General features: G+C 40.9%; 17 protein-coding genes. 11 read left to right on the forward strand and 6 right to left on the reverse strand.

What is annotated here, in order from left to right; translation table 11 throughout:
* Positions 1-212: 212 nt before the first annotated feature.
* On the reverse strand, positions 213-2,996 hold the full coding sequence (locus V7K42_RS02400) for a PAS domain S-box protein (protein WP_334913235.1): 2,784 nt from the start codon (positions 2,994-2,996) through the stop codon (positions 213-215).
* Between the two features lie 932 nt (positions 2,997-3,928).
* Between V7K42_RS02400 and V7K42_RS02405 the strand changes: the two genes are divergently transcribed.
* The 3 genes from V7K42_RS02405 to V7K42_RS02415 all read left to right on the forward strand — a co-directional run bounded on the left by V7K42_RS02405 (position 3,929) and on the right by V7K42_RS02415 (position 11,216).
* Positions 3,929-6,466 (forward strand): proteasome protein, encoded by a 2,538-nt coding sequence (locus V7K42_RS02405; protein WP_334913194.1) that lies wholly within the window; start codon positions 3,929-3,931, stop codon positions 6,464-6,466.
* A gap of 379 nt (positions 6,467-6,845) precedes the next feature.
* Positions 6,846-9,887 (forward strand): molecular chaperone, encoded by a 3,042-nt coding sequence (locus V7K42_RS02410; protein ID WP_442938508.1) that lies wholly within the window; start codon positions 6,846-6,848, stop codon positions 9,885-9,887.
* Positions 9,888-10,124: 237 nt separating this feature from the next.
* Complete coding sequence (locus V7K42_RS02415) at positions 10,125-11,216, forward strand: hypothetical protein (protein ID WP_334913196.1); 1,092 nt, start codon at positions 10,125-10,127, stop codon at positions 11,214-11,216.
* Positions 11,217-11,303: 87 nt separating this feature from the next.
* Here the strand turns inward: V7K42_RS02415 and V7K42_RS02420 are convergent, their stop codons facing one another.
* Entirely contained in the window at positions 11,304-11,483 is a 180-nt protein-coding gene (locus tag V7K42_RS02420; RefSeq protein WP_069071239.1) for a high light inducible protein, read from the reverse strand.
* Between the two features lie 304 nt (positions 11,484-11,787).
* On the opposite strand from V7K42_RS02420, the gene V7K42_RS02425 reads away from it, so the two are divergent.
* From V7K42_RS02425 to trpD, 3 genes are all read left to right on the forward strand, one after another.
* Complete coding sequence (locus V7K42_RS02425) at positions 11,788-12,933, forward strand: hypothetical protein (RefSeq protein ID WP_334913198.1); 1,146 nt, start codon at positions 11,788-11,790, stop codon at positions 12,931-12,933.
* A gap of 9 nt (positions 12,934-12,942) precedes the next feature.
* On the forward strand, positions 12,943-13,830 hold the full coding sequence (locus V7K42_RS02430; protein ID WP_334913200.1) for a DNA adenine methylase: 888 nt from the start codon (positions 12,943-12,945) through the stop codon (positions 13,828-13,830).
* An 83-nt stretch (positions 13,831-13,913) separates the two neighbouring features.
* Positions 13,914-15,008, forward strand: coding sequence for an anthranilate phosphoribosyltransferase (trpD, locus tag V7K42_RS02435; RefSeq protein ID WP_334913202.1), 1,095 nt, complete (start codon positions 13,914-13,916; stop codon positions 15,006-15,008).
* Here trpD and V7K42_RS02440 read toward each other — a convergent pair.
* Positions 14,938-15,978, reverse strand: a complete 1,041-nt coding sequence (locus tag V7K42_RS02440; protein ID WP_334913203.1) for a retropepsin-like aspartic protease family protein — start codon at positions 15,976-15,978, stop codon at positions 14,938-14,940. The two genes, trpD and V7K42_RS02440, sit on opposite strands and share 71 nt — an antisense overlap.
* Before the next feature lie 419 nt (positions 15,979-16,397).
* On the opposite strand from V7K42_RS02440, the gene carA reads away from it, so the two are divergent.
* The 5 genes from carA to V7K42_RS02465 all read left to right on the forward strand — a co-directional run bounded on the left by carA (position 16,398) and on the right by V7K42_RS02465 (position 20,832).
* On the forward strand, positions 16,398-17,564 hold the full coding sequence (gene carA / locus V7K42_RS02445; protein WP_334913205.1) for a glutamine-hydrolyzing carbamoyl-phosphate synthase small subunit: 1,167 nt from the start codon (positions 16,398-16,400) through the stop codon (positions 17,562-17,564).
* Between the two features lie 166 nt (positions 17,565-17,730).
* A complete protein-coding gene (locus V7K42_RS02450) occupies positions 17,731-18,081 on the forward strand; it encodes an STAS domain-containing protein (RefSeq protein WP_334913207.1) in 351 nt (116 codons plus the stop codon).
* 664 nt (positions 18,082-18,745) lie between these two features.
* Positions 18,746-19,261 (forward strand): Mini-ribonuclease 3, encoded by a 516-nt coding sequence (locus V7K42_RS02455; protein ID WP_334913209.1) that lies wholly within the window; start codon positions 18,746-18,748, stop codon positions 19,259-19,261.
* A 96-nt stretch (positions 19,262-19,357) separates the two neighbouring features.
* Entirely contained in the window at positions 19,358-20,443 is a 1,086-nt protein-coding gene (gene rlmB, locus V7K42_RS02460; protein ID WP_334913211.1) for a 23S rRNA (guanosine(2251)-2'-O)-methyltransferase RlmB, read from the forward strand.
* Between the two features lie 86 nt (positions 20,444-20,529).
* Positions 20,530-20,832, forward strand: a complete 303-nt coding sequence (locus V7K42_RS02465) for a DUF1816 domain-containing protein (RefSeq protein WP_334913213.1) — start codon at positions 20,530-20,532, stop codon at positions 20,830-20,832.
* A gap of 188 nt (positions 20,833-21,020) precedes the next feature.
* On the opposite strand, the gene V7K42_RS02470 is transcribed toward V7K42_RS02465, so the two are convergent.
* The 3 genes from V7K42_RS02470 to V7K42_RS02480 form a co-directional block, all read right to left on the reverse strand.
* On the reverse strand, positions 21,021-21,869 hold the full coding sequence (locus V7K42_RS02470; protein WP_334913215.1) for an alpha/beta fold hydrolase: 849 nt from the start codon (positions 21,867-21,869) through the stop codon (positions 21,021-21,023).
* A 154-nt stretch (positions 21,870-22,023) separates the two neighbouring features.
* Positions 22,024-22,908 carry a tRNA pseudouridine(55) synthase TruB gene (gene truB / locus V7K42_RS02475; protein WP_334913217.1) on the reverse strand — a complete coding sequence of 295 codons (885 nt, stop codon included), beginning with the start codon at positions 22,906-22,908 and terminating at the stop codon, positions 22,024-22,026.
* Between the two features lie 248 nt (positions 22,909-23,156).
* A complete protein-coding gene (locus V7K42_RS02480; protein WP_334913219.1) occupies positions 23,157-24,926 on the reverse strand; it encodes a WD40 repeat domain-containing protein in 1,770 nt (589 codons plus the stop codon).
* Positions 24,927-25,128: the final 202 nt, after the last annotated feature.

Below are 25,128 nucleotides of genomic sequence, written 5' to 3' on the forward strand. Positions count from 1 at the left end.
CAACGCAAAGATAGTACTACCATTACAACGTTTTTCAATCAATTGAACTGTAATATTTCTAGTCATAACTCACTATACTAGTACAAATAATCCCCCCAATTCCTGTAAATTTTAGGTTTTTGGGGGGTTAAAATGTTGCAGCAAAAAGTGAATTAATCTTAGTTAACAACCAATAGGTTAACTTTTTGATTAAGAAAAGATTAAAGTTGTATCTATGTTGAAGGCTGCTGATGTAATGGAATCATGATGACAAACTCCGCACCTTCTCCTGGCGCTGAAATACACTGAATTTTTCCGCCGTGTTTTTGGACGACAATTTGGTAGCTAATTGACAACCCCATACCTGTACCTTTCCCCACGGGTTTTGTAGTAAAGAAGGGGTCAAATAAGCGTTTGCGTACTTCCTCAGTCATGCCTGGGCCATTGTCGGCAATGCTAATGATTACACGGTCTTCTTGAATGAAGGTACGAATGCGAATTGTGGGCATTGGGCATTGGGCATTGGGCATGGGGCATGGGGCTTTTGGTATTTGGAAAACTTTCTTCCAGTCCCCAGTCCCTACTCCCTCTTCCAAAACATCGATCGCATTTGTCAACACATTCATAAACACCTGGTTCATCTGTCCAGCGTGACAGACTACCGGTTCCAGGTTGCCGTAGTCTCGGATTACTTGGATGTCGGGATGTCCTGGTTTGGTTTTCAGGCGATTTTGCAACAGCAGCAACGCGCTATCAATACCTTCATGAATATCCACTCGTTTCGTGCCATCTTCATCAAGGCGAGAAAAATTACGTAAAGATAGGACAATCTGCCGAATACGTTCGGTTCCCACGTTCATAGAATCCAAAATTTTGGGCAAATCTTGTTTGAGAAAGTCTAAATCAATGTTGTAGATTTGCTCGTGAATCTCTGGTGTTGGTGGACAGTAATTCTGTTGATAAAGTTCTACCAAGTGCAATAAATCTTTAGTATATTCACGGGCGTGGCTAATATTGCCGTAGATAAAATTAACAGGATTATTGATTTCGTGGGCAATACCTGCAACCAATTGTCCCAAACTCGACATTTTTTCAGTTTGAATCAGTTGCGCTTGGGTTTGTTGAAGTTCTAGTAATGCTGCTTCTAGCTGCTGGGCTTTGTCTTGGGCGGTTTGGGCAGCAATGCGACTTTGGGTGTAGAGTTTAGCTTGGTCAATAGCGATCGCTAATTGAACTGTAACTGCTTGTAGTAAATCTACTTCGTTGTCTAGCCAAGGCCGGAAGCCCTGACAATAACCACAACTAAATGCACCTATTTCGCCAGATTGGGTGTGTACGGGTAGCGACATAAAGGCAGTGAAACCAAAATCCTGCAAAAACTGCTGTGCTATAGAATCGCCCACAGTTTTAACATCATTAATGCGGATGATTTCTCTATTTAAGGTTTTGCCTGCAATTAGTTCGATTTCTGCATTAGTTGCTTCTTGGTAGTTAAGCAGACAGGGTAAAAAGGAACTTTTCGCCTCATATACTCTCTCCCAGTAGGGTAAATCAGCCTCTTGCCTATACCAAAAGAAGGCGCAGCGATCAATCTGGAATAAGTTACGGATCTCCTGCACTGCGGTTTCTACAATGTAATTCAGATCAAAGGAAGCTCGAATCTGGTTAGAAAGACGGTTGAGTAATGCTTCCCGTTGGACGCTTTCTCTGAGTGCGACTTCTGCTTGTTTGCGATCGGTAGTGTCATGGCAAATACCAACGAAGTTTAAAACATTACCATTGCCATCTCTAATAGCAGATGAGTTGCTTGTATGCCATCGCCAAGTGCCATTTTTGTGTTTTATTCGATATTCAATTGCGTCTTGCTTTTCGGTTGTTGTCGCAATTCTTTGGAAATAATCTGCACAGATAGGCACATCGTCAGGATGTATGAAGGGAACAAAAGATTGGCCTTCAACCTCTGCAACCTCATGCCCAAAAATTTCAGTCCAGTTAGGAGAAACGTAAGAAAATATTCCTTCAAGTGTCAGGGCAAAAATAATGTTATTGGCATTTTCAATAATGGTACGAAATTTGGTATCGCTTTCTATTAATGCTGCTTGTACTTTGTCGCTGGTGTCGCGCACAAGAACTATGATTTGCCGATCTGGTAATGGTAATAACCTAACTTCAAAATTATTTTTTCCTTGTGCAAGCGGTAAGGTATATTCAAAACTGACTGGAGATTGAGTCTCAAGTACTTGAGTTATTGCTTGCTGTAAGCGATCGCCAACAACAGCTGGTACGCATTCTCGCAAACTCTTACCCTGACAATCTCCTGTGGAAATATACAGGTTCTCCATCTTCCCTGGCTTATAATCTAAAATACATCCATCAGTATCAAGACGAAAGTACAAATCAGGAAGCACTTCCAAAATTGCTGCCAATTCTGATGTTTTTTGGCTTAACTGGGCTTCAACTGCTTGGCGTTTTTCAGTTTCGGCTTGTAGGTTTTGTAGTACTTTTGTTAACTCTCCGTTTCTTTTTGGGGATGTAATATTTTTTAGAAAAAGAGAGAAATTCTTAGATGCTGATGAGCTTTTTTGCAGAGTAGTTTGACTTCCCACTATCAGCACTTCTGTTATATCCACACAATAACCGATGTAACCGACAAAGCTACCATCTACAGCAAATCGTGGCGCGGCTGTATCTAAAATCCAACGATATTTTCCATCAGCCCGACGCAGGCGATATTGCCTCTGAAAGGAATCATGCACAGCGAATGCTTCTAGGTATATATTGTCACATCGCTGTCTATCTTCTGGATGGACGCTACAAGCCCAGAGATTACCTATTTCCTCTTCTCGCGCAGATGCAGGCCCGCCTGTCGTTAGATATGTTCCAGTAAATTCCAGCCAATTTGAATTTAAGTAACAGTAAAGCGCATCACATCCAGCCATCCAAATCATCAGAGGAGCAGTATCCGCCTGTCGGCAAAATACTTTTTCATCCTGTGGTATTTCTTCCTCTTCAACCATGATTTGGTTAATGTAGCTCTGCACCTTTTTAGAAAACACTTTTGCCTGCCTGCTCTGCTTAAATTATGAAGGTAATAATCTGAAAAGAGGATTTGTTAATAAATGGATATCATCTACATTACGGTCTATTATTTATCTTAATACTTTATTCATTTTCTATCTGCAACAAATACTGTTTTATTGTAAATAAAATTAAAAAATGCTGAAGTTATGATTAAGATTAATTTCATAATTTTGGTTAACAATTAAACTATTCATCTATCAGGTAAATTCTTCCACTATGTTTATTCTTAAAATTACCTTTAAATTCATCTTATCTATACGATCGCATTGCCCAAAACCTTATTTAGCTTCACAAAAACTATATGACCTGCCATGATACGATTACATCTTTATCAGAAATTCATAATAATCAGTAATTTCATATCAAATAAATATTGATTTTTTATCAAGAAGATTTCAGCATGAATTAAAGTCCTGGCTACTATAAGTCACGGCTATACAAACAAAACCCACCTCCGTAGGTTTAAAATTTTTGATATTTCATATTTTCCGGGTAAGTAAACTTTGCTTGTGTAGTAGCAAATTATATTTACCTAATGTTTTTCATAAATCCTCTTAGAATGACTAGTCTAACAATTGAATGCCCACATCTATACTAACTAAGCTGTTCTGAACTTATGAGTGTATAAAAGCCTACTTTAATTATTCGGATTTCTGTTAGCGGTAGTGGGGCTTTATGCCATTCTGACTTCTGAATCCTTTTTCAACTTTCCCTAAAAAACCCGATTTTTCAAAATGCTTCATCCCAAAATCGCAAATTAAATGAGAGAGATGCTAAATGTGATATCAACAGGTTGCAACAATGGCTAGCGTTCGCATTTTATATGTTATAAAGCTCACAGAAATTAATGTTAGGCAGGAACTACTTTATGGAACCAGATAAACTGGGCCGTTTTAAGGAGTACGGCGAATTCATCCTCCGAAAGATAGATTCTGTGCCCCAGCACCCTTCAAAACAAGAAGATTGGGTTCCAGCTAGTCTTGATGACTGTCTCCTGCGTTTGCGGTCAGCTGCCCAAAAAACTGTAGACCTTGCAACTTCACCTGTCAAAATTGGGGTGATGGGGGAATTCAGTAGCGGGAAAACTTTACTTTTAGGCAGTCTAATTGGATATGCAGATGCTTTACCAGTCAGTGAAAACCCCACTACAGGTAATGTTACTGCAATACATATCATTCCGCAAGACGACTTTGCAACTACTCAATTAAGTAATTTCACTGTAGAGTATCTTTCTCACGAAGGTGTACATGAGTGTCTACGCTTCATGTTAGGAGAAGCCCATAAACGCACGACAGCAGCAGGGCTTCCTCCTATACCAGTATCGAAACTCAACTCTGGCAAAGATATTATTGGTTGGTGTGAAGAGGCTTGGAATAGTAGTAACAATTTAGAGTTACGTTATTTACTGCGGGAGTTGGTATTATTCCTCCGGGCTTATCAAGCTTATGGGGAAGTGATGTGTGGTGGACATTACCAGATTGATGCTATCACCGCCCGCGAGGGATTACAGCTGGTTGAACAGCCAATGGCAATCCAAAGTCTGAAATTTGAAGATTTACCCCCAGAGCATATCCGATTGCCGAGTCCACCCCAAAGGCTACCAACAAAGTTATTGCAGAATAGCTTTCCACTGATCCGGCGTGTAGATATTGATGTGAAAATCTCACGGGAAATTTGGGATTTTGCAGGCGCTGCTAAATTTATTCTGATCGACTTTCCAGGATTAGGGGCTGCTAATTCGGGGGCTAGAGATACCTTTTTGTCGTTGCGGGAATTAGCAGAAGTACAAACAATTTTGGTATTGCTAAATGGTAAATCCCCCGGTAGCGATCGCGCCAATAAAATCTTTACCATGATGCAGCAGCAGCGACCGGGACAAGACCTGAAAGATTTAATTCTCGTCGGTGTGGGTCGCTTCGATCAACTCCCCCTAGACAGTGAAGGTGGCGAAAGAGAACTCGATCAACTGATTGAAGATAGTTCACATTTAAAAGAGGAAACCGTTTTCCAAAAACTCAAAGTTCTGCAAACTACCATTGACGGTGCAGAAGCCTTTACAACCCAAAAAGACCGCATCGTTTTACTGTCGCCACTGTTGGGACTGGCTGAATTAGCAAAACGTTCTAGTACAGTCAAAGCCGGCTCACCAGATTTTTTAGCTAATTTGGACTATCCTGATTACCTAGATCGGTCTAAACGCCTACAAAATAAATGGGAGCTATTAAGCGAACGCCTGTTAGACACCGATCCCCGCAGTAATTTAGGCAAACAGCTAGGTTACTTCGGTCAAGATGGCGGACTTAGTAAGTTGCGGGAAGTGATTCAAACTCACGTAGCAACTCATGGTTTGAAGCAACTGTATGAAGATACCCGCAGAGCTTCTGATGTAGTGAGTCAGCAACAAGACCACTTGAAAGACATCATAGATGAAATTCACGAGCAAGGTATCCCTACAGGAGACAGCCCCGCTTTTCTTGAGTTGCGCTATGTGGTCGAAAGCTTGGATAAAATCTACAGGAATTTTCAAAAAGATTTAGGGACAGAACCACTCAAAGATCGGCGCGGTGTTGTCGTCAGTGATGTAGTTAAAGACGAACTCACTTTTAGAATCCTTAATTGGAACCAGTGGACTTTACTCTTCAACAAAGCCAACAATGGAGCGATCGCTCTGGCAGAATCTAAAGGTGCAGCCGGGAAACTATTCGATCGGGGAAATCGTGTAAATACTTCTCTACCAACCAAGAGCGATGATTTTTATCCAGTATTTGAAAAAACCGTTAAGGAAGTAGAAGATTTTGCCCGCGATCGCATCCATCAAGCAGTGGTAGATTTGTTGAACCAATTGTCAAATTATGTAGCCCCAGAACGCGAACAATTGCAAGCATTTTTCCATCTAGATATGGAAAAAGAAATTGAAGAAAAATTTGGTTTTGAAGATGCCGATCTCTTTTACAAGTTATTACTAGGGTGCGATCCTAACGAATGGAAAGAAGCGATCGTTTCGGAAATTAGTAGTAAAGATAAAACCGTTGCACCTGAAAGCATTTTTCCCCTAGCGCGTCAAGACGAGAAACACAACGTTGGTCAAATCTTTGACTGGGCCCCAGAAAAAAACCAGGGTTTATCTAGATCGAGCAATCACCAACTTTTAGTACTACGGCTACGAGATGAAATTACTGCTAGCGCTAGTCTCCATCTTGTGCAGTATGTTAGCGAAGTTAATCAGCAAATTAATTCGGAAATAGAAGGTATTTTGGATCAAATTATTCCTAGTTTGCAAAACCTTTCAAAAAAAGAAACTTTGCTGAGATATTTAGCGGCTGGGGACTTGCCAACAGAGGTAGCAATTCCTACTTGGTTACAGATTCTTTCAGAAATTGCTTCTGTTTCTTACTTAGATGTTTGAAATAAGTTAACTCAGAAAATAACTGATTGCGATCGGGTGATAGGAGGATGTTTTTGTGAGACGTGATGCTATTTTTTATACAATTTTCAAGCGTGTCCCAATCTACGCATACGCATCGCGCCACATAAAAAAGCCAGTGCTAAAAAGAATCAGTGTTACAAAACCTAATGATTAAAAGTCTTCACCACAAAGATTTTCTAAATTTGTCATTTTTATGATAAAAAACCATAGTTTTTAGCCAGCTATAAGGGATTTCCAAGGAATAAATTATCCCAAAAAACGAACCACAGAGACAATAGAGTTGCCAGTGCGTTGCGGGGGTGGAGGAGTTTGTAGCACCTGGCGCAACACAGAGAGAGGAGAGATCAAGAGGATTTTTGTGTCAGTTTTGGAATATTTTTTTATTTGGAAGTCTTTAAAACAAACAACAGAAAGTGATATTGTAATGAACCCTTTCCAACTCAACAAATATAGCGATCGAGAACCAAGCGAGAAACAACAAAAAAGATTTCCGGGATGGTTTGCTTTAGATTTTGGCACATCGAATTCCACAGTCACACTTTTCGATCCGATTGAAGTACCGATCGCAGAAATTCTACCAAAAGAACAGGAAATGCGGTTGCGCGATCGCTTATCACAATGGTTGAGTTCTCCTGCTTCAGTGGCTTTACCAGATGTCAGCGATGATGATTGGGCAAAATTCATCACCGAAATTAGCAAAAATCTGGAGATAGATCCAAGAAAGTTGAGTGAAGTATTTGAAAGTGACAATAAAGAGCGATTTTTGGAAGCAATTCGCCAAATTGAGCTTTCTTTAGGAAACAGCGAGAGATTCCGCCGGGCTGTCAGCAAAAAACTTTACCAAATCTATCATGAGGTATTCCGCGTTCCTACCCTAGAGTCGCAAAATCTGATCCCAGTTGTGCTGGATATCGATCGCCGCGATACGGAAATTCCCAGCGAGTTAGAAATTTCGCAGTTAGGGAACTTAAACCTGCGGATGGGTAGGGAAGCTAGAGATAACCGCAAAAAAGCGATCGCTCAAGGTACAAACAGTTCTTTAAAAGAAATTATCAGCAGATTTCACCATTCGCCCAAACGTTATTTTGGCCAGGAGCGATCGTTTTCAATTATTTTGGATGGTAAGGAAGAAATAATTACTGCTAACCAATTGATCCAATCTGCTTGGGCGCATTTAATCGAGTTAACTGAAGATTACCGCCAACGCGCCCAACGGAGATTTTCAGAAGGGACTTTTTTAACAGCAGTTGTCACCTACCCCACTGTCGCCCCACCAGTTGTTCGCAAGGAAGTTAAGGAATTTGTTGAGCAATTGGGGATCGATGATGTGCAAACTGCTTATGATGAAGCCGTTTCTGTAGCGATATTCTTTTTGTGGCGAGAATTTGGTGGTAATCTCAATATTGGTATCGAGTCATTCAAAACTCGTTGCCGTCAAGTCGGAAATAAATGGTCACAAAATGTCCTCGTTTTAGATATCGGCGGCGGAACCACAGATTTAGCTTTAATTGAACTGACTTTAGAAGATAAAACCCCAGCTTTTGCCGATTATGAAGACCGGGGTTTAGGAGGACGTTACTATAAACTCACCCCCAAACTATTAGGTTCATCTGGTCATTTACAGTTAGGTGGTGAGTTAATTACGCTGCGGATTTTTAGATTATTAAAAGTTGCGATCGCAGATTTTTTATTGACAGCAGTAACAACAGGTGATATCGAAAGCGAAAAGCTAGAAGATTTAATTAGCTCTGAATTAAACGAGCGCTTTTTAGAACAAGGCAAATTCAAAAGTGGCAGTCTTTTAAAATGTCTAGATAAAGAAAATCCAGAAGGCGATATTGCTTACAAAGATGCCCTAGATACTGCCGAGAAAGTATTACCCACTCGTTGGCAACAAGCACCACAACGGCTGCAATCATTTTATATCCTCTGGGATTATGCAGAAGCCGCTAAACTTAAACTTGGACAAAAAGCACTAGCAGATAATTCTTTATTAACCTTCACACTTTCTGAACAACAAATTTCTGAACTGCTCAACCAAAGTGCCGTTAAATTACAAGTCAAAGATCCAAATAGCATCTGCGTCACCCTAGATAGCCAGCAATTTGAACGAGCCGCCACTTCTGGAATTAAAGAAGCGATCGGTATTGCTAAAGGATTAATGGAAAGTCGCTTGCGTCCCGATGATATTACCAAAGATTCATGGAATTCTCAAAAAGTTGATTGGTTAATTCTGTCTGGAAAAACTTGTAATTTAGACATAGTACAGCGCCAAATCTATCAAGAATTTAGTAAATCTCCATATTTTGTGTGGAATCCAGAACGGATTACCTTTGTATTGGAATTTACCAAATTAGCTACCTCCGCAGGTGCTTGCTATGCCGAAAAATTGCGAAGATTGAGATTTGATCCAGAAGAGTCCAAAAGCTTGCTGCGGAAGGGAGCCAACCAGCTAGAAATTGATGTTAAAAACCTGTTTTATTATTTACCTTGTAACTTCAAACGCAAAACCCAAAGTAACGATTTACTAACTATATTCAAAGCTGGACAAGAACTCTATCAACTCGCACCTTGGGAAACTGCCGCCAAGGTTCGTACTGCATGGCAAGGGATACAATTAACTAATATTATTTACCGTCAAGACTACGAGGATGGAGATTTACGACTATGGGGTAGCTTTGACGGTAAAAATCTCATGAATAAACTGGGAATGCAAGAGGCAGAATTTCTGAAAAAAATTAAAGTCCAGTTTGAAATTGACCAAACCCTTGAATTTAGTGTGTTGCTTTCTCAAGGAACCCCCCATTATTTAATTGATATTCCCGGCATTGATTTGGAATCGGTTATTTCAGAAACATCACCGCTATTTGCTGATGGTAAATTGAACTGGAATATTGCTGTAGAAGGCTTCAATAAAGATTTAAATGATGGTGATATTGCCATCAATGTTATTGAGTCCGCAACTGTCGATCAACCAGATGCCTATCATCTTGTATTTGAAGTAGGAAATGATGGTAGTAAATTGTTCCAAAAATTTCACTATCTACGCGACGGCGTGACGGAACCAGGAATTGGATTAATTAGTAATCCTTTACCTCCATTCCCGCAAACTGGCCAGCACACATTCTATATTTATCAAACAGACGCAGAAACCAACAGCAAAAAATGGATAAGAATTGGCGCACTTAGTAAACCAGATGTGACAACAGATTATCCCTGCCAATATCGTGTAACTCTTGACGATCAAGGTATCCTGCGGATGCACGCTGGTGAAGTCCCTTATTGGACATCAAACAGTCAGGAATGCTTAAAAGAAGAGGGATGCGTTTATATTGCTGAATTAGAATTGCAGCCGAATGAAGTTGATAAAGAACGCGATCCATTTTGCGGGATACATTAGGGGCTTTAAAATAATACGAAATATCCCAGAACTGACGCAAAAATCCACTCTATTTCTCCTCTCTCTGTGTTCTCTGCGTCTCTGTGGTTCGTATTTCATTGAAACCCCCTAACGTCCTCATACAAATGCATTAAACCTTTCTGCTCCCTCCGTTGAAAAATTAATGTTTTTAAACTCATAGGAACCCAGAGTTTTACCAAATTTAATCCGCTACAAACATCTTTGGAGGTGATATTCATGCAGCACTTGCGTCAATTATTAGAGATAGAAAACTCAGAGTTAGCCCAGTTACTGCGGTTTAGTTTGTATGGACTAGAGGCTACTTTAAATCAGGCTCGTACAGAATTTCCATTAGATCCAGGATCTAAAATATGCGATGAAGTGCTGCAAGAGCTTCATAACCTATTGCAACCTGAACCCCTACAGCTAGATACTGGTTGGGAAGATGCGCCAGATGATTTAAAACTAAATCACCTGCGAGAAGCTTTCGATTCTGATTCAGAACTTAATTATTCTCTGGGTAATTCCCAACTGCAAAGCACAACGGATTCTGATTTGTGGAATGAGATTCAACGCAAGCTGCTGCGAGTACCAGAAGATTTGGCTGCAACTTGGCGATCGCGCACCTTAGATTTAGCTCAAGAAGTTGGTGCGATCGCAGATAATTCTAACCTCTATCAACTTCCCTTTATCCGCGATGAAATTATCTACCCCGGACTTAGTGGTACTGTTCAAACCCAGGGCTTAACTCTGTATCGAAAAGCACTGTTTAACCCGCAGAATACACAAGGTGATGCATCCGATTTAGCACCAGCATTTTTATTTTTATATATGAATTTTATCGAAATAGATCCAGATTTACATCATGCTTTAAAGAGCGTTTTTAGCTTCGATGTCATTTCCTTACACTCCAAAACAGAACAGCGCGATCAATATATTGATGCTTTAAGCGATCGCTTCCAACGCACCCAAAAAGCTGAAAAAAACACCGATCCCCTGTCAATTCTCCGTGCTTGGATTGACATGGATGAAGCCATACATTCCCTAGTATTTATACCACCGGCTGAACGCTATTCTTGGTGGGGAAAGCTACAACATGAATCACGGCGCATTTTGAAGAAAGTCGCTGATGAAGCTATTAATGCAGGTAATGAAGTGCGAATTCGCCAATTATCGGGACTTTATGCCGATATTTGTGCTTCATCTAAGGATGACTTACAACTAGACTGTGGTGGTATTCCTGGCGAAGTATTAACTTGTCTGCGAGTATATGCGCGAATTAATCAGGATGAATCCCCAGGGCGTGTAATATTTCGCTCATCACGATAAGGGAATTTCCTGACAAAGGAAAGGCAGACGATTTTATAAATCGCTGCCTTGTCCAATCATCTAATGAAGGTGTAAAAACGTTGAAATCTAAAGGATGCCCCAGAAGTGTAAAATCCCTTGACCAGAAAACACTTCAAGCGCAACAGCAGATAAAAAACCAATCATTGCAAAACGACCGTTCCAGTTTTCGCTCTGAGGAGTGAAGCCCCAGCGCAAAGCATTAGGATCTTCTGAAACTGAAGGCGTAGTCTTTTTAACGTCTGCCATAAATAATACTCCGAGCTTTTATGTTGTAACAGTTATAACTGTCTGTAAAGTAATGTAACAGTTTTTTACGAAAATGCAACATAAACTCGATATAAAATTCAGCAGTATATATTACGGGTACGTAATTTTATGATAGTAGGTTTGCGATCGCCTACGAGGGCAAGCTACGCCCCAATAGCCAACTACTTCAGAAAATCGTAGCTATTCAGGAGGAAATTAACTCTTGCTTGGTCATTTCTATGCTTTAATAACCAATGCTGAACTAAACTATGGCAAAGATAAATATTAATAAAAATTTGGATATATGGCAGAAGTTCTTCATTTTACAGGATTTATCAAAGGAGTGACCTATAAAACTTACTTAGATGATAAATTAAGTAGGATTAGTTTAGATGTATTTGATATCAATAAAGAAAGGGGTTATGGATTAATCAAGTCACCTACAACTGAAATTGCTTATTCAAAATGGGTATCACCTAAGAGAACCAGAAGTTATCCATTTGCCAGAATTTATAATACATATAATTCCTCTAAAGTTATAACTATTATCCCGGTGATTAAAGATGAGGGCAAAGATGGCGATATAGATAAAATCCAATACTCTACAATTTCTTGGATGAATTTGCTTAATATCTATATAGTACTTGCTTATTACGAAACGGCGAAAAAAAGTACTAAAAAGGGGCAAATTAATAAGAATAAGTTGAGTAATCAGAAATTTGCTAATGATTTTGTTAAATTTCAAATTAGTGAGATATTAGCATATCGCCAAAGCGCGCTTCATTGGAATAAGAATCTATTTGAAGAAAGATTTACACAAACTTTTGAAAAAGCTCTAGATTCTTATGATTATATTTTTAATCCAACTGGAGTAATAATTCACTCACGAGAAGGATCAGATAAATATTTACATAAAATCAGAGAAGAGTTTGAGGAATTTAAGAATATTTCTCTTAAAGGTTCTCAGAGTGCTAGTAAGAGAGAAGCGCTGACTTCTCATAAGCTAGAATATTTAGTGGATGGATTAAAAGCAACTTTTAGTATTGAAAACTATCTTGGCGGAATTTACTATTTGACTCCTGATGAGATAATATTCGAGAACAACATATATATTATACAAGAGTCAAAAAATACTTCAACAGCATCTTTGCCAAAGCTCCCTGATATTCAAGATGGTTTATTCAAGCTAATTTTATTTTCTAATTTAGATTCTTTAATATTGAATGATCAGGAAGTATTCTTTGTTACAAAACTCAAGCTTACAGGTAACAATGTTATCGGTTCTATTGTCTTTCCAGATGCATCATTAGAAGAACTAGAATATTTTTTAGAAGTTAATATTAAGATTTTTAATACCAATCAAAAACTAATTATCAAAAAATTGGCTTTAGAGGCTCAAAATAATCAGATACTTAAAATAGAAGTATCCAGTAATTTTCCAACATTGTAATTCTTGGTTATGATTAAAAGTCCTTTACGATATCCTGGTGGAAAGTCAAAAGCAATAAATCAAATAGTTGAATACTTGCCAGAGAGCTTTTCGGAATTTCGAGAGCCTTTTGTAGGTGGCGGCTCTGTATTTATTTATTTAAGACAAAAGTTTCCTCATATCAAGATTTGGATTAACGATTTAAACCGCGAACTCTTTTTATTCTGGAAGTTTGCTCAATCTGATTTAGCTCAGTTAGTTAAAGAAATTCGACATATTAAAGTCAAATTTACAGAAGGTAAATCACTATTTGCAGAATTAACTAATGTAGATGTCAATAATTTATCTGATTTAGAAAGAGCAGTTCGTTTTTTCGTTCTCAATAGAATTACTTTTTCAGGAACTGTAGAATCAGGTGGCTTTTCCCAAGAAGCTTTTCATAAAAGATTTACTAATTCTTCAATAGAACGCTTAGAAAAATTAGAAGGTATTCTATCAGAAAATGTCCAAATTACTAATCTCGATTACAGCCACCTATTAAAATCAGCAGGAGAAGATGTATTTTTATTTTTAGATCCCCCATATTTTAGTGCTACAAAATCAAAGCTATATGGTAAAGATGGTAACTTGCATACATCTTTTGAGCATCAAAGATTTGTTGAACTTATACAACAATGCCATCATCGCTGGCTAATTACCTACGATGACTCATCGCAAATCAGAGAAAATTTTCAATGGGCTAATATCTCAGCATGGGAATTGCAGTATGGCATGAATAACTATAAACAGAGTGGTGCAGCGAAAGGAAAAGAGCTATTTATTACTAACTACGAAGTTAAACTTTATTTAGATAAAAAAGCAAAAAATCAGAAGTTTGTTGATCCAGCTTTGCAGTTAAGCCTTGATATTTCAACCTAACTTTAATAGCGACCAATTTTCCGGTAGGATAGCTCCCATACCCTTCAACCTAGCTACACCCTACCAAACCAGAAACCTTAGCTATGACAACTTTTTCAATCTCTGCTCAAGAAGCCTCTGCTAGCTGGTATATGCTACTGCAACAATTAATAGATGGCCAATCCTTATCCCGTACTCAAGCTGCTGAATTGATGCAAGGTTGGCTTAGTGAAGCGGTTCCCCCAGAGTTATCAGGGGCTATTTTAACAGCGTTGAACTTTAGAGGCATTTCTGCCGACGAGTTGACCGGCATGGCTGAAGTATTACAATCTCAATCAAGGCTGGGGACTGGGGATTGGGGACTGGGGACTGGGCAAAAATCTACTCAATCTCTAATGCCTGTAATAGATACCTGTGGCACGGGTGGAGATGGTTCCTCAACTTTTAATATTTCCACAGCCGTGGCTTTTGTTGCAGCTGCATCTGGCGTACCTGTCGCTAAACACGGCAATCGTTCAGCTTCAAGTCTCACGGGGAGCGCAGATGTATTGGAAGCCTTGGGTGTAAACTTAAGCGCATCGGGTGACAAGGTGCAAGCCGCATTACAAGAGGTGGGGATCACTTTTTTGTTTGCACCTGGTTGGCATCCAGCACTCAAAGCAGTTGCCCAATTGCGGCGGACTCTCAGGGTAAGAACGGTGTTTAATTTGCTGGGGCCGTTAGTAAATCCTTTGCGTCCAACTGGGCAAGTAGTGGGGCTATTTACTCCCAAACTTTTGGCGACTGTTGCCCAAGCATTAAACAATTTGGGCAAGGAAAAGGCGATCGTTTTACATGGACGAGAAAAACTTGATGAGGCTGGGTTAGGAGATGAAACTGATTTAGCGGTTTTATCAAATGGAGAAGTGCAGGTAACTACCATTAATCCCCTCGATTTGGATCTAACACCTGCTCCTATAGGTATGCTTCGGGGTGGCGATGTCCAAGAGAACGCGGCGATTCTCAAGGCGGTACTCCAAGGTAAGGGAACTCAAGCGCAACAAGATGCTGTAGCATTAAATGCGTCGTTGGCGCTGCAAGTAGCGGGGACGATCGCACTCCTCGATCACGCCCAAGGGATTAAAATCGCTAAGGATATCCTACAAAGTGGGGCTGCTTGGACGAAGTTGGAGCAATTGGTTGAGTTTTTGGGGAATTGATTTGCGATCGCAATTGCGGGCGAAATTCTACTACATTCCGTTTAATAGTGACATCGTAGTTACCAAAAAAGTCATGTCCTAAAAGTCCAGTTTCTAGATCCGCACCTGCGATCGCCACTGGTATTTTATTTACTATTACCCCACCAATTGCCATCGAATTAACATAGCCCACAGGAAATTCTACAGCTCTAGAACTAGCAGTATTTGCCTTAGCTCTGCCTACAGTCACGACTCCCAAAGCATTAGCCATCTCTTGGGTGATGACAGTGCCACTAGCTCCTGTATCTATAATCATTTCAAATTGTCGCTGACCATTGAAGGTGACTTCGACAATTGGCGTTCCACCAAGTCGTCTTTTAATCGGGGCTGTAAATACTTCCTGATCTGGAATCACCACTACTGATGAGGGCAAATCTGGCTCTGCTGGTAATGGTTCTGTTTCTTGCGGAGGTGAGGTATACTTTGGTGTGATTCTTGTTTGGGGAACCACAACTACTATCCTCTTCGGTTCAGCAACCCGCACAGGGCGAGGATTAGCTTGTTGTTGAGCATATTTAATTTGGTGGTGATATTCAGCGATTTTGGTCTGAGCGATCGCAAATTCTGGGCTTTGTCGCCGGACTCTTTCCATCAACGCGATCGCATCCTGGTACTGATTCGCCACCAAAATCCAATCACCTGGAGATTGAGCAGATCGGCTAATACTCCAAGCACCAACCGCTTTGTCTAAACCCTGTTCAAAAAGACTTGGTTCGCTTTCAGGCGGCTCTAGCGGCTGTACTTCCGGGGTAACTGTCGGTTTCGGCGGTTCTACAGTAGGCTGTGCTGATGCCAGATCCCCAATTAGTGTGGGTTGCTCATTGCCACCAGTTGCAGTGTTCCGTTTGTCTTCACTACAGGCAACACACAAAACCGCTAAAGCGCTTGATACAAAAATTAGGGTTGCACGGGATAAAAAAGACTGAAGCATAATTAATTTTAACCGTCCAAGCTTTGCCAGATCCACTCCCGCCACTTTAAATTCCCAATTTAATTTTAATTAACTATCCAAAAAACTCCCAATTGCCCAACTCATGGGATAATTAACAATCGCAGTATTGGGGACTGGGGACTGGAGACTAGGTGGGGAAGAGTTTTCCCAATGCCCAATTCCTAATTCCCAATTCCCAATGGGAGCAACGCGAAAAAGTGAGATCATCGTCCAATGAGCAGGGGGAGCAGGGGGAGTAGGGGAGGCAGGGGGAGTAAAGAGAAATATTTAGTAATTTTTGCTGCCAAGATAGTCCAAAATACACTTAATTTCTTGATTCCCCCCCTGCCTCCTCTGCCTCCCCTGCTTACCCACCTCACAAAATCGCATTGCTCCAATTCCCAATTCCCCAATTTACTATGCCCCTGACTGATGCAATACCTGCTTTACTTGTCCTGGCAGATGGAACCACTTATCGCGGTTGGTCTTTCGGTGCTACGGGAACCGCGATCGGAGAAGTGGTGTTTAACACTGGCATGACCGGCTACCAAGAAGTCCTGACTGACCCTAGTTACTGCGGTCAGATTGTTATTTTTACCTATCCAGAATTAGGTAACACTGGGATTAATCTTGAAGATGAGGAATCAGATGGCCCCAAAGTGCGGGGTGCGATCGCTCGAAATATTTGTCAACGACCAAGTAACTGGCGAACGACACAATCCTTACCAGACTACCTCAAACAAAACCAAGTACCGGGGATATACGGCATCGATACCCGTGCCCTCACCCGCAAAATTCGGATGTTTGGAGCCATGAACGGTGGCATTTCCACAACCACTCTCGATGAGGCGGAATTGCTACAGCAGGTACAGGCGGCTCCCAACATGGCGGGATTGAATCTGGTTCAAGAAGTCACCACCTCAATAGCTTATGAATGGTCAGATCCCACTATTCCAGCATGGGAATTCAACTCTGAGGCTGCGGAAAATCTTGGGGCAGCCTTTACCGTTGTTGCCCTTGACTTTGGCGTAAAACGCAATATTTTGCGTCGCTTAGTCAGTTACGGTTGTCGGGTAATTGTTGTGCCTGCTGATACACCACCAGAAGAAATCCTCAATTACAATCCAGATGGTGTGTTTCTTTCTAACGGGCCAGGCGACCCGGCTGCCGTCACTGGAGGGATTGCAACTGCTAAAGCGCTTTTGTTAAGTCAAAAGCCTATCTTTGGTATTTGTATGGGGCATCAGATATTAGGTCATGCATTAGGGGCAGAAACCTATAAACTTAAATTTGGTCATCGTGGTTTAAATCAGCCTGCTGGATTACAACAACGGGTAGAAATTACTAGCCAAAACCATAGTTTTGCGATCGATCCAGATTCTTTACCTACGGCAGTTGTAGAAATCAGCCACCTGAACTTAAACGATCGCACCATTGCCGGAGTCCGTCACAAGTCTCTACCTGTATTCTCCGTACAGTATCACCCAGAAGCTAGTCCTGGCCCCCACGATGCTGATTACTTGTTTGAGCAATTTGTTCAAGCCATGCGAACAGCCCGTCAAGCCGCAACAGCCGAGGTTAGGTAAATAGGGACTGGGGACTGGGGACTAGGGACTGGGGAAGAGCTTTCCCAATACCCAATACCCAGTACCCAGTACCCAGTACCCCAAAAGATTGTAGACAACTTGCTCAAAAACCATTTATACTTGAGCGTTCACTTTAACTCATGAGGAGGGAATTATTGCTGAGCCATTGAATCTAACCGTTAGCCTGAGGGGTACTCGTGAAGTCCGGGATAACTGCCAGCTATTCCGCCTCACAGGTTTGTTAGATGCGTTTTCTGAACCAACATTTCGTAAAGTACTTGGCAACAAGATTGAAGAGGGCCCTAAGCATATTATTTTGGATCTCTCACAAATCGACTTTATTGATAGCTCTGGCTTGGGTGCTTTGGTACAACTAGCCAAGCAAGCTCAAACTGCTGAGGGCACTTTGCAAATTGTCACGAATGCCCGTGTAACTCAAACGGTGAAGCTTGTTCGCCTAGAGAAGTTCCTCTCCCTGCAAAAATCAGTTGAAGAAGCTCTAGAAAACGCCAAGTAGCCTTGATTGCTTGAACCAAATCGATTCAGCTATCCAGATTCAACATCGGGTAGCTTAATTTTTAAAACTTCTGGCAGAAAACCTCTCTCCTGGTGGGAGAGGCAAAAAGCCAGTTTAGTTATTATGTTTAAAGTTGAGCAATAACTAAAGATAAGTATTTGGACAGAATGAATTACAATAGTCATTGCGAATGAAGCGTACTTCTTCGGGGAAGCAAGCTACGCGATAGCGTCTCTAAGAGTTGCGTAATGACTGTAAATATTTTTGTCCAACTACTTATAGACACTCAGTTATTGGGTAAATGATTATTGGGCAGAATATTCGGATAAACAATCAAGTATGAAAAAATTGTAGAAAATACAAATTCAGCAGATTTGTGTATAGGTAAAATTGACTTGATACTGTATAGTTAGAAATTGTCGCTTACTAAGTAAGCATGACAATAGGATTTAGTAACAGGGTGTATTTGATGTCAAAAGTTTACCCTATCTTAGACACAGACCACAATAATTAGGCAAAATTTGGTTTATAGGCATTGACATTAGGGTGATTTAAAATGCCAACTCTCAGTCAAAATGATGAAATTAGGAAGTAATTTTGATAGTATTAATTATGCTAAGTATACTATCAAGGCACACTTCAGAAAAATCAGTCTTTGCGAAGAATGCCTGCCAAATTTAGCCCGTCAAGGAATGATTTATTTGTGAAGCCACAAGAGGAACTATTAGATGGACAAGATGAAACTCACAACCAGAGTTTATCTTGGACTCAAGCTCTCTTAGCAACCACAGGGCCATTCCAACAGATTTCCCGCTCACAAGTGCAACAAATTTCTCCTACTGCTTTAGCATATTTGGGGGATGCAATTTATGAGTTGTATGTTAGAATGCTCTATCTGCTGCCATTGCAGCGGTCAGGAATTTACCATCGGCTGGTAGTGGAGCAGGTAAGAGCAGAAACACAAGCGCTACATTTGCGATCGCTAACTCCTCATCTGAGGGACACCGAATTAGATATTGTCCGACGGGGTAGAAACGCCGCTACAGGCCGCCCTAAGCGACTCAATCCCGAAATTTATCAACAGGCAACTAGTCTAGAAACCTTAATAGGCTATTTATATATCACCGATTACCAGCGTCTAACCGAACTGTTGCAAATGCTTCATGTAGAAAAAGAGTGAAAACTCAATTTCACAACAATTAGGTACAGCAGTAGATTAGGTTCCAGAAATTCAGGTAATCGGTATGTTCAACCATAAGCTATATCCATAAATCAAATGCAGAATCAACCGAGAAAAATCATCAACACTTCTACTAGCGAACCCAATCGTGGGAAACCCATAAAAATTAAGGGTAAGCGTGTTGTTAGTAATCCCACTCGCAATCCCCGGAAAGCGGATAGCAACCCCATTTCTGTTGCTAATCCCACTCGCAATCCCCGGAAAGCGGATAGCAACCCCATTTCTGTTGCTAATCCCACTCGTAATCCTCGGAAAATAGATAGCAACCCCATTTCTGGCAACTCCCGACAACGAAATAGCAACTTCTCCGAGTCGCCTGTATCTACACAACCGATAGAAGAAGAGAACGATCTCATCTACGGTCGTCATCCAGTACTGAGTGCGTTGCAAAAACAGCGCAACCTCAACCGCATCTGGATTATTACCCGGCTGCGCTACGATCCCAGCTTCCACCATTTTCTCCTGCAAGCTAAGGAAAATGGCACAGTTATTGATGAGGTTGAACCCAAGCGCTTAGACTATCTCACAAATGGCGCTAATCATCAAGGTGTGGCAGCACAAACTGCTCCTTACGCCTACATCGAATTGCCCGATCTCATTGAACAGTCTAAATCTGTAACCGATCCCGTAATAGTAGTAGCTGACGGAATTACAGATCCCCACAACTTGGGAGCAATTATTCGCACCGCCGAAGCAATAGGCGCTCAAGGATTGGTGATTCCTCAAAGAAGAGCATCTGGGATCACTTCTACTGTAATGAAAGTATCAGCAGGCGCTTTAGAAAACTTTGCTGTATCTAGAGTTGTCAACCTCAGCCGCGCCTTAGAAGAATTAAAAGAAGCTGGCTTTTGGATTTACGGCACTGCTACAAGTGGAAGCGAACCCGTGCATACTGTGAATTTCAAAGGGCCAATCGTTTTGGTAATCGGTTCAGAAGGCGAAGGTCTGAGTATGTTGACTCAACGTTCCTGTGATTTTTTGGTATCGATTCCTCTGCAAGGTAAGACTTCTAGCCTGAATGCATCTGTAGCAGCAGGGATGGCGCTTTATGAAATTTATCGCCAGCGATCGCTAAATACGCTTTATTTAGATAAGTTACAAAAAATTTCTTTGAAAAAATAACGGTAACAGAGTATAAAGAAATGTAAAAGATAATAAAGCAACATATCGTTTAACACCCTGTAGACGTTTATAAATCGGCTAAAACCATGAAAACCATTTGGCATAACCTCAAGGAAGTGTTGATCAACACATTCGACTACCTCGGCTTGGCTTGGTGGGTAGAGATAGTGACGCAAAATCCCCGATGTACTTATTACTTTGGCCCATTTCTGAGTTCTTCTGATGCAAGATTGTCAAGCAATGGATACATAGAAGACTTAGAAGCCGAAGGAGCTACGGGAATTAGTATGCGTGTCAAACGTTGCAAACCTAATACCTTAACAATTGCTGAAGACTTGGGGGAAAGATTTGACCGCAAAGTACAGCCTGCCTTTGGCGGTCAAATTTAAGTTAGGCAAAAATCAAGATAATTCGTAATTCGTAATTCGTAATTTCGAGTTCTAAATTACAAATTATCTGGTTAAAAGTTAAAAGCCCTTGGACTATTAACAATTATTAATTACGTTATGGATGGAGCTTTAGATTCCAACCATAACGGGACGAACAATAGATGTTTTGAACTCCAACCCGATTTTAATTACGAATTACGAATTACCTGCGGATGTTCTTCCAGCCAACAATCAATGTCATTCAGCACCTGCTGGGGGACTTCCCACGGGAAAAGATGGGCGGTGTTTGGATAGCACTGCCACTCAGAATTTGGGAGATGTTGAGCGGTTTGTAAGCTGGAATCAGATGTAATGTGGCGGTCTCTATCGCCAGCAAGTACCAAACTAGGACATTGGATTTGTGGCAGTTCTGGAAGCCGATTGTATCCCGATTGAATTGCACTGTAGAGAGCGCGAGTAGCAGCAGGAGAGGTTTGCAGATAAGCTGGTACTGCTTCCTTAGCGATATAGTGGTAAGTTGTAGATGTATGTTGTTGGATTAGGTAGCGGAAAAGCGATCGCTTGCCAAAAGTTTCAATATTCCATTGCCAACTCGGTTTTATATAGTTTAATAAGCCAGCAACGCCAGTATATAAATTATCCTGCCAAGTTATAGGAGGATGGCTACCACGGGGTTTTGCGGCTGTCGCCACCAAAATCAGCCCAGTAATGCGCTCTGGTAAACGCAATGCCATTTCCATTGCCAGAATGCCCCCAAGTGACCATCCCAATACTAGGCATTTTTCAATATTTAAGCGGTCTAGCAGCGCTTCTAAATCAGTTAAATGGTCATTCATATCAAAATTGCCATTCCAGCGACTTTTGCCATATCCGCGTAAATCGGGGGCAATAGTTTGATAGCGTTTTGATAAATGATTGGTAAAGACAGAAAGACTACGACCAGTACCAGGATGACCGTGTAAACCCAGTATGGGGAATCCTTGACCTTGGATGTAAACATTGAGACGTGCAGTAGTGTTAGGATGGCGATCGCTCATGACTTGCCGTTCTCCTGTTTAGTGAAAACAGCGATCGCTTCAGTCCTTTGTGCTGTCCGCTCTATAATCGCCTCAATCTGGACTAACCTTTCTTGCATAGTAGTTCGTTATATTATTCTTCTTGACAAATGACTAATGATCAATAACTAAGATATTAAGAAATCGGTTCAAAAACCATTTGGGGGATCAACACTTCGTCTTGTAATTGCCCAATACCTAAAAAGCGAGTTTCTTCATCATAAACTCGTACTATTTCAGGAACATCGAAAGTTAGAGAAATTCGCTGACCTTGACACCACTTTTGAGCAGATGTTGCTGGTAAAGTAACAGATGATAAATGTTGTAAAGCTGCATCTGGGCAAACGGGTAGAAATGTTTTAGCTTGTAGCTGTACTTCTAAATCAGTCAAGGTGAGACTATCTGTTAAATTGAAACCACTACTTTTGGTACGGATTAAAGCCGCAAGAGTGCCACCAGTTTCTAAGATTGCACCTAAGTCACGAGCGATCGCTCTAATATATGTACCACTCCCACAAGCGATCGCCACATCCAATTCCGGGAAATCTCCTTCTCTCCAGTTCAAAATATTTATCTGAAAAACTTCCACTGTTCGCACTGGAACTTCTACCGTTTTACCTTGGCGTGCTAAATCGTAGAGACGTTTACCATCCACTTGAATTGCACTGTAAATAGGTGGTATTTGCTCAATCTTCCCTTCAAATTGCGCTAGTGCCGTTTTCACCTCTGCCAAACTCAATCCAGCACAAGGTTGAGAAGTGATGATTTCACCTTGCAAATCGTCCGTTGTGGTACGCACACCCAGCCGAATAGTGGCAATGTACGCTTTGTTTTCTGGCAGATATTGCAATAATCTGGTAGCTTTACCAAGGGCGATTGGTAAAACCCCTGTAGCAGCTGGATCTAGGGTTCCCGCATGTCCTACACGTTTGAGGTGCAACAATTTTCGCACCCGCGCTACGCAGTCGTGGGAAGTCCAGCCAAATGGTTTGTTTAAGTTGAGAAAACCTTCAGATAACACAAAATCAATACTTACAGCTTCTAAGGTCTATTAAATACTTATTTAACGAGCAAAGCATTAATATTTAGCAATTAATGATTAATTCGGCATTAATTTATCCAAATTAAGTAGGCTAAAGGTATTTTTTAATCACTTTAACGAATAATACACCAAAAAATGTAGATAACCTGGGGAAGCTGGAGAAGCTTACCAGGGATAAGTTAGGGGAAAGGTGAGATACTACGCGGTATGGTTAAACCGTGTAATCTTCAACTCCGTTGCCAAATTTTAATTGTTTTATCCAAACTCCCGCTAACCAACATCTCGCCAGAAGCTGTGAAGGCTAATGCTGTGACTATATTCCCATGACCTGTAAAAGTACCCAGCAATTCCCCGGTTTGTAAATGCCATAATTTGATGGTTTTATCAGCACTACCACTGGCGATAATTTGTCCATCGGGACTTAGTGCGATCGCATATACTCTATCTCTATGTCCTTTCAGAGTATGCAGTAATTCCCCAGTCTCCAATTGCCAAATTTTAATCGTTTGATCCCAGCTACCACTGACGAGTATTCTACCATCTGCATTAATCGCCAAGGAACGAACGATGTGAGAATGACCCATGAGGGTATGCAGTGGTTCTGCGTCCTTTAAACTTTTTATTCCCGTCTGGGGTAAGGTGCGCCAAACTTTGATTTTGCGATAGCTACCTGTAACTAAAGTTTCCCCGTCTCGACTCAAAACCAGGGAATGAGCAGCTGTATCATCTAAAGAAAGTGCGATCGCAACCTGACGTTGCATCAAATCCCAAAACAGAATTTTTCTGTCATCTCCACCAGTAGCTAACATTCTGCCATCTGGGGTGAAGGCAGCGCATCGCACTACTCCATTATGTTTGTGCAAAATATCTATCAAGTCTAGTGCGCCTACATGCCAAAGCTTAATTGTGGAATCTGCACCACAACTCACTAAAGTTTGTCCATCTGAACTAAAAGCCAGGGAATTCACTTCATCTACCAGTCCAGATATCACCCAAGGATACTCTGATAATGTCTCTATTAATTCACCCTTGCTTAAATCCCAGAGTTTTGTCTCGCCCCGACTACCACTTGCCAATATAGGTAAAGCTTTGCCATTCTTACACCCAGAACTAAAAGCTAGGCAATTAATACCTCTGTTGTGTCCTTGCAAAGTTTGCCAGCATTCCCAGTCACCGACTACAGCCTTAAGGCAATGCTCTGATGGTAGAGTCTGTATTGTATCTGCGATCGCTATCTGATTAATTACTGGCGACGTGTCTTTTTTACCAATAAGTGATTCTAAATACCAACTCAACCCTCCGGCATACAACAAGTTACTCGGATTAATGTAGAGTTTTGGTTCAGTAAGTTCAATTTGATTAGCAGGTAAAAAGCCTGTAATGATACTTTGTCTTTCGTATCCCAACTCACCTGTAGATGGATAAAACAAACACAGAAAAACTAATATTTGGTGATTTTTTAAATCTTCTTGAGTAACCGACCACTTAATTTTGTCTTTCTTAATACCATTAAAACTTTCTCCATCAGCAACATAAACTTGAACACTTAGCTGAGGATTATCTTTTAGTAGATAAGAAAATTTGCTTTCGCCACACAAATTTCCCTCATCATCTAAAATCATATTTTCCAAAGTATCGCAAGATACCTTTTTTACCAACTTTCCCAAACGTTCAGTTATCACCCTATCAACGATTAATTCCCGCAAAAGATAATCTTGGGCTTGTTGCTGGAAGTATTTGGGAAAAGGTATCGTCCAGTCGGGAGGCTCAGGATATTCAGGCGGTATCGGCGGCGGATTTTTGGCGAGAACTTCTGCTTGTTGGCGAGAAAGTTCTTGGAGTCTAGCCAATGGCTCGCCCCAAAAAGCCATAATTTCAGTGTGACAACCTTTGACTTGACTTTCTAGTAAAGATAAGTCATAAGTTTTAGGTTTCTTCACACGTTGAAGGAAGTCAGTTTGTTGAGCTTTAAGCAAGCTAATCCAATCCATCTTCATTCCTGCGGCAAACTATTGCATACCTACGGTAAGCTATACCAATGCAATTACTCAAGTTTATAACCTTAGTTAATTAAAAATTTAGTAATGTTAGTAGTCTAATAAAACACAGCCATTGGCAGATGTTTCCGGGAAGGATAAAGATAGATAGCACTTAGACATTTCATGAACTGATGCAGTTGAAGTATATATAGCAATCCGA

Source organism: Nostoc sp. (genome assembly GCF_036917455.1).
Lineage (GTDB): Bacteria > Cyanobacteriota > Cyanobacteriia > Cyanobacteriales > Nostocaceae > Nostoc.

What these genes read in the sequence shown, in the direction of transcription:
- V7K42_RS02400 (WP_334913235.1), bottom strand. Translation starts at nt 2,996, where the DNA reads ATGGTTGAAGAGGAAGAAATACCACAGGATGAAAAAGTATTTTGCCGA.
- V7K42_RS02405 (WP_334913194.1), top strand. Translation starts at nt 3,929, where the DNA reads ATGGAACCAGATAAACTGGGCCGTTTTAAGGAGTACGGCGAATTCATC.
- V7K42_RS02415 (WP_334913196.1), top strand. Translation starts at nt 10,125, where the DNA reads ATGCAGCACTTGCGTCAATTATTAGAGATAGAAAACTCAGAGTTAGCC.
- V7K42_RS02420 (WP_069071239.1), bottom strand. Translation starts at nt 11,483, where the DNA reads ATGGCAGACGTTAAAAAGACTACGCCTTCAGTTTCAGAAGATCCTAAT.
- V7K42_RS02425 (WP_334913198.1), top strand. Translation starts at nt 11,788, where the DNA reads ATGGCAGAAGTTCTTCATTTTACAGGATTTATCAAAGGAGTGACCTAT.
- V7K42_RS02430 (WP_334913200.1), top strand. Translation starts at nt 12,943, where the DNA reads ATGATTAAAAGTCCTTTACGATATCCTGGTGGAAAGTCAAAAGCAATA.
- trpD (WP_334913202.1), top strand. Translation starts at nt 13,914, where the DNA reads ATGACAACTTTTTCAATCTCTGCTCAAGAAGCCTCTGCTAGCTGGTAT.
- V7K42_RS02440 (WP_334913203.1), bottom strand. Translation starts at nt 15,978, where the DNA reads ATGCTTCAGTCTTTTTTATCCCGTGCAACCCTAATTTTTGTATCAAGC.
- carA (WP_334913205.1), top strand. Translation starts at nt 16,398, where the DNA reads ATGCCCCTGACTGATGCAATACCTGCTTTACTTGTCCTGGCAGATGGA.
- V7K42_RS02455 (WP_334913209.1), top strand. Translation starts at nt 18,746, where the DNA reads ATGCCTGCCAAATTTAGCCCGTCAAGGAATGATTTATTTGTGAAGCCA.
- rlmB (WP_334913211.1), top strand. Translation starts at nt 19,358, where the DNA reads ATGCAGAATCAACCGAGAAAAATCATCAACACTTCTACTAGCGAACCC.
- V7K42_RS02465 (WP_334913213.1), top strand. Translation starts at nt 20,530, where the DNA reads ATGAAAACCATTTGGCATAACCTCAAGGAAGTGTTGATCAACACATTC.
- V7K42_RS02470 (WP_334913215.1), bottom strand. Translation starts at nt 21,869, where the DNA reads ATGAGCGATCGCCATCCTAACACTACTGCACGTCTCAATGTTTACATC.
- V7K42_RS02480 (WP_334913219.1), bottom strand. Translation starts at nt 24,926, where the DNA reads ATGAAGATGGATTGGATTAGCTTGCTTAAAGCTCAACAAACTGACTTC.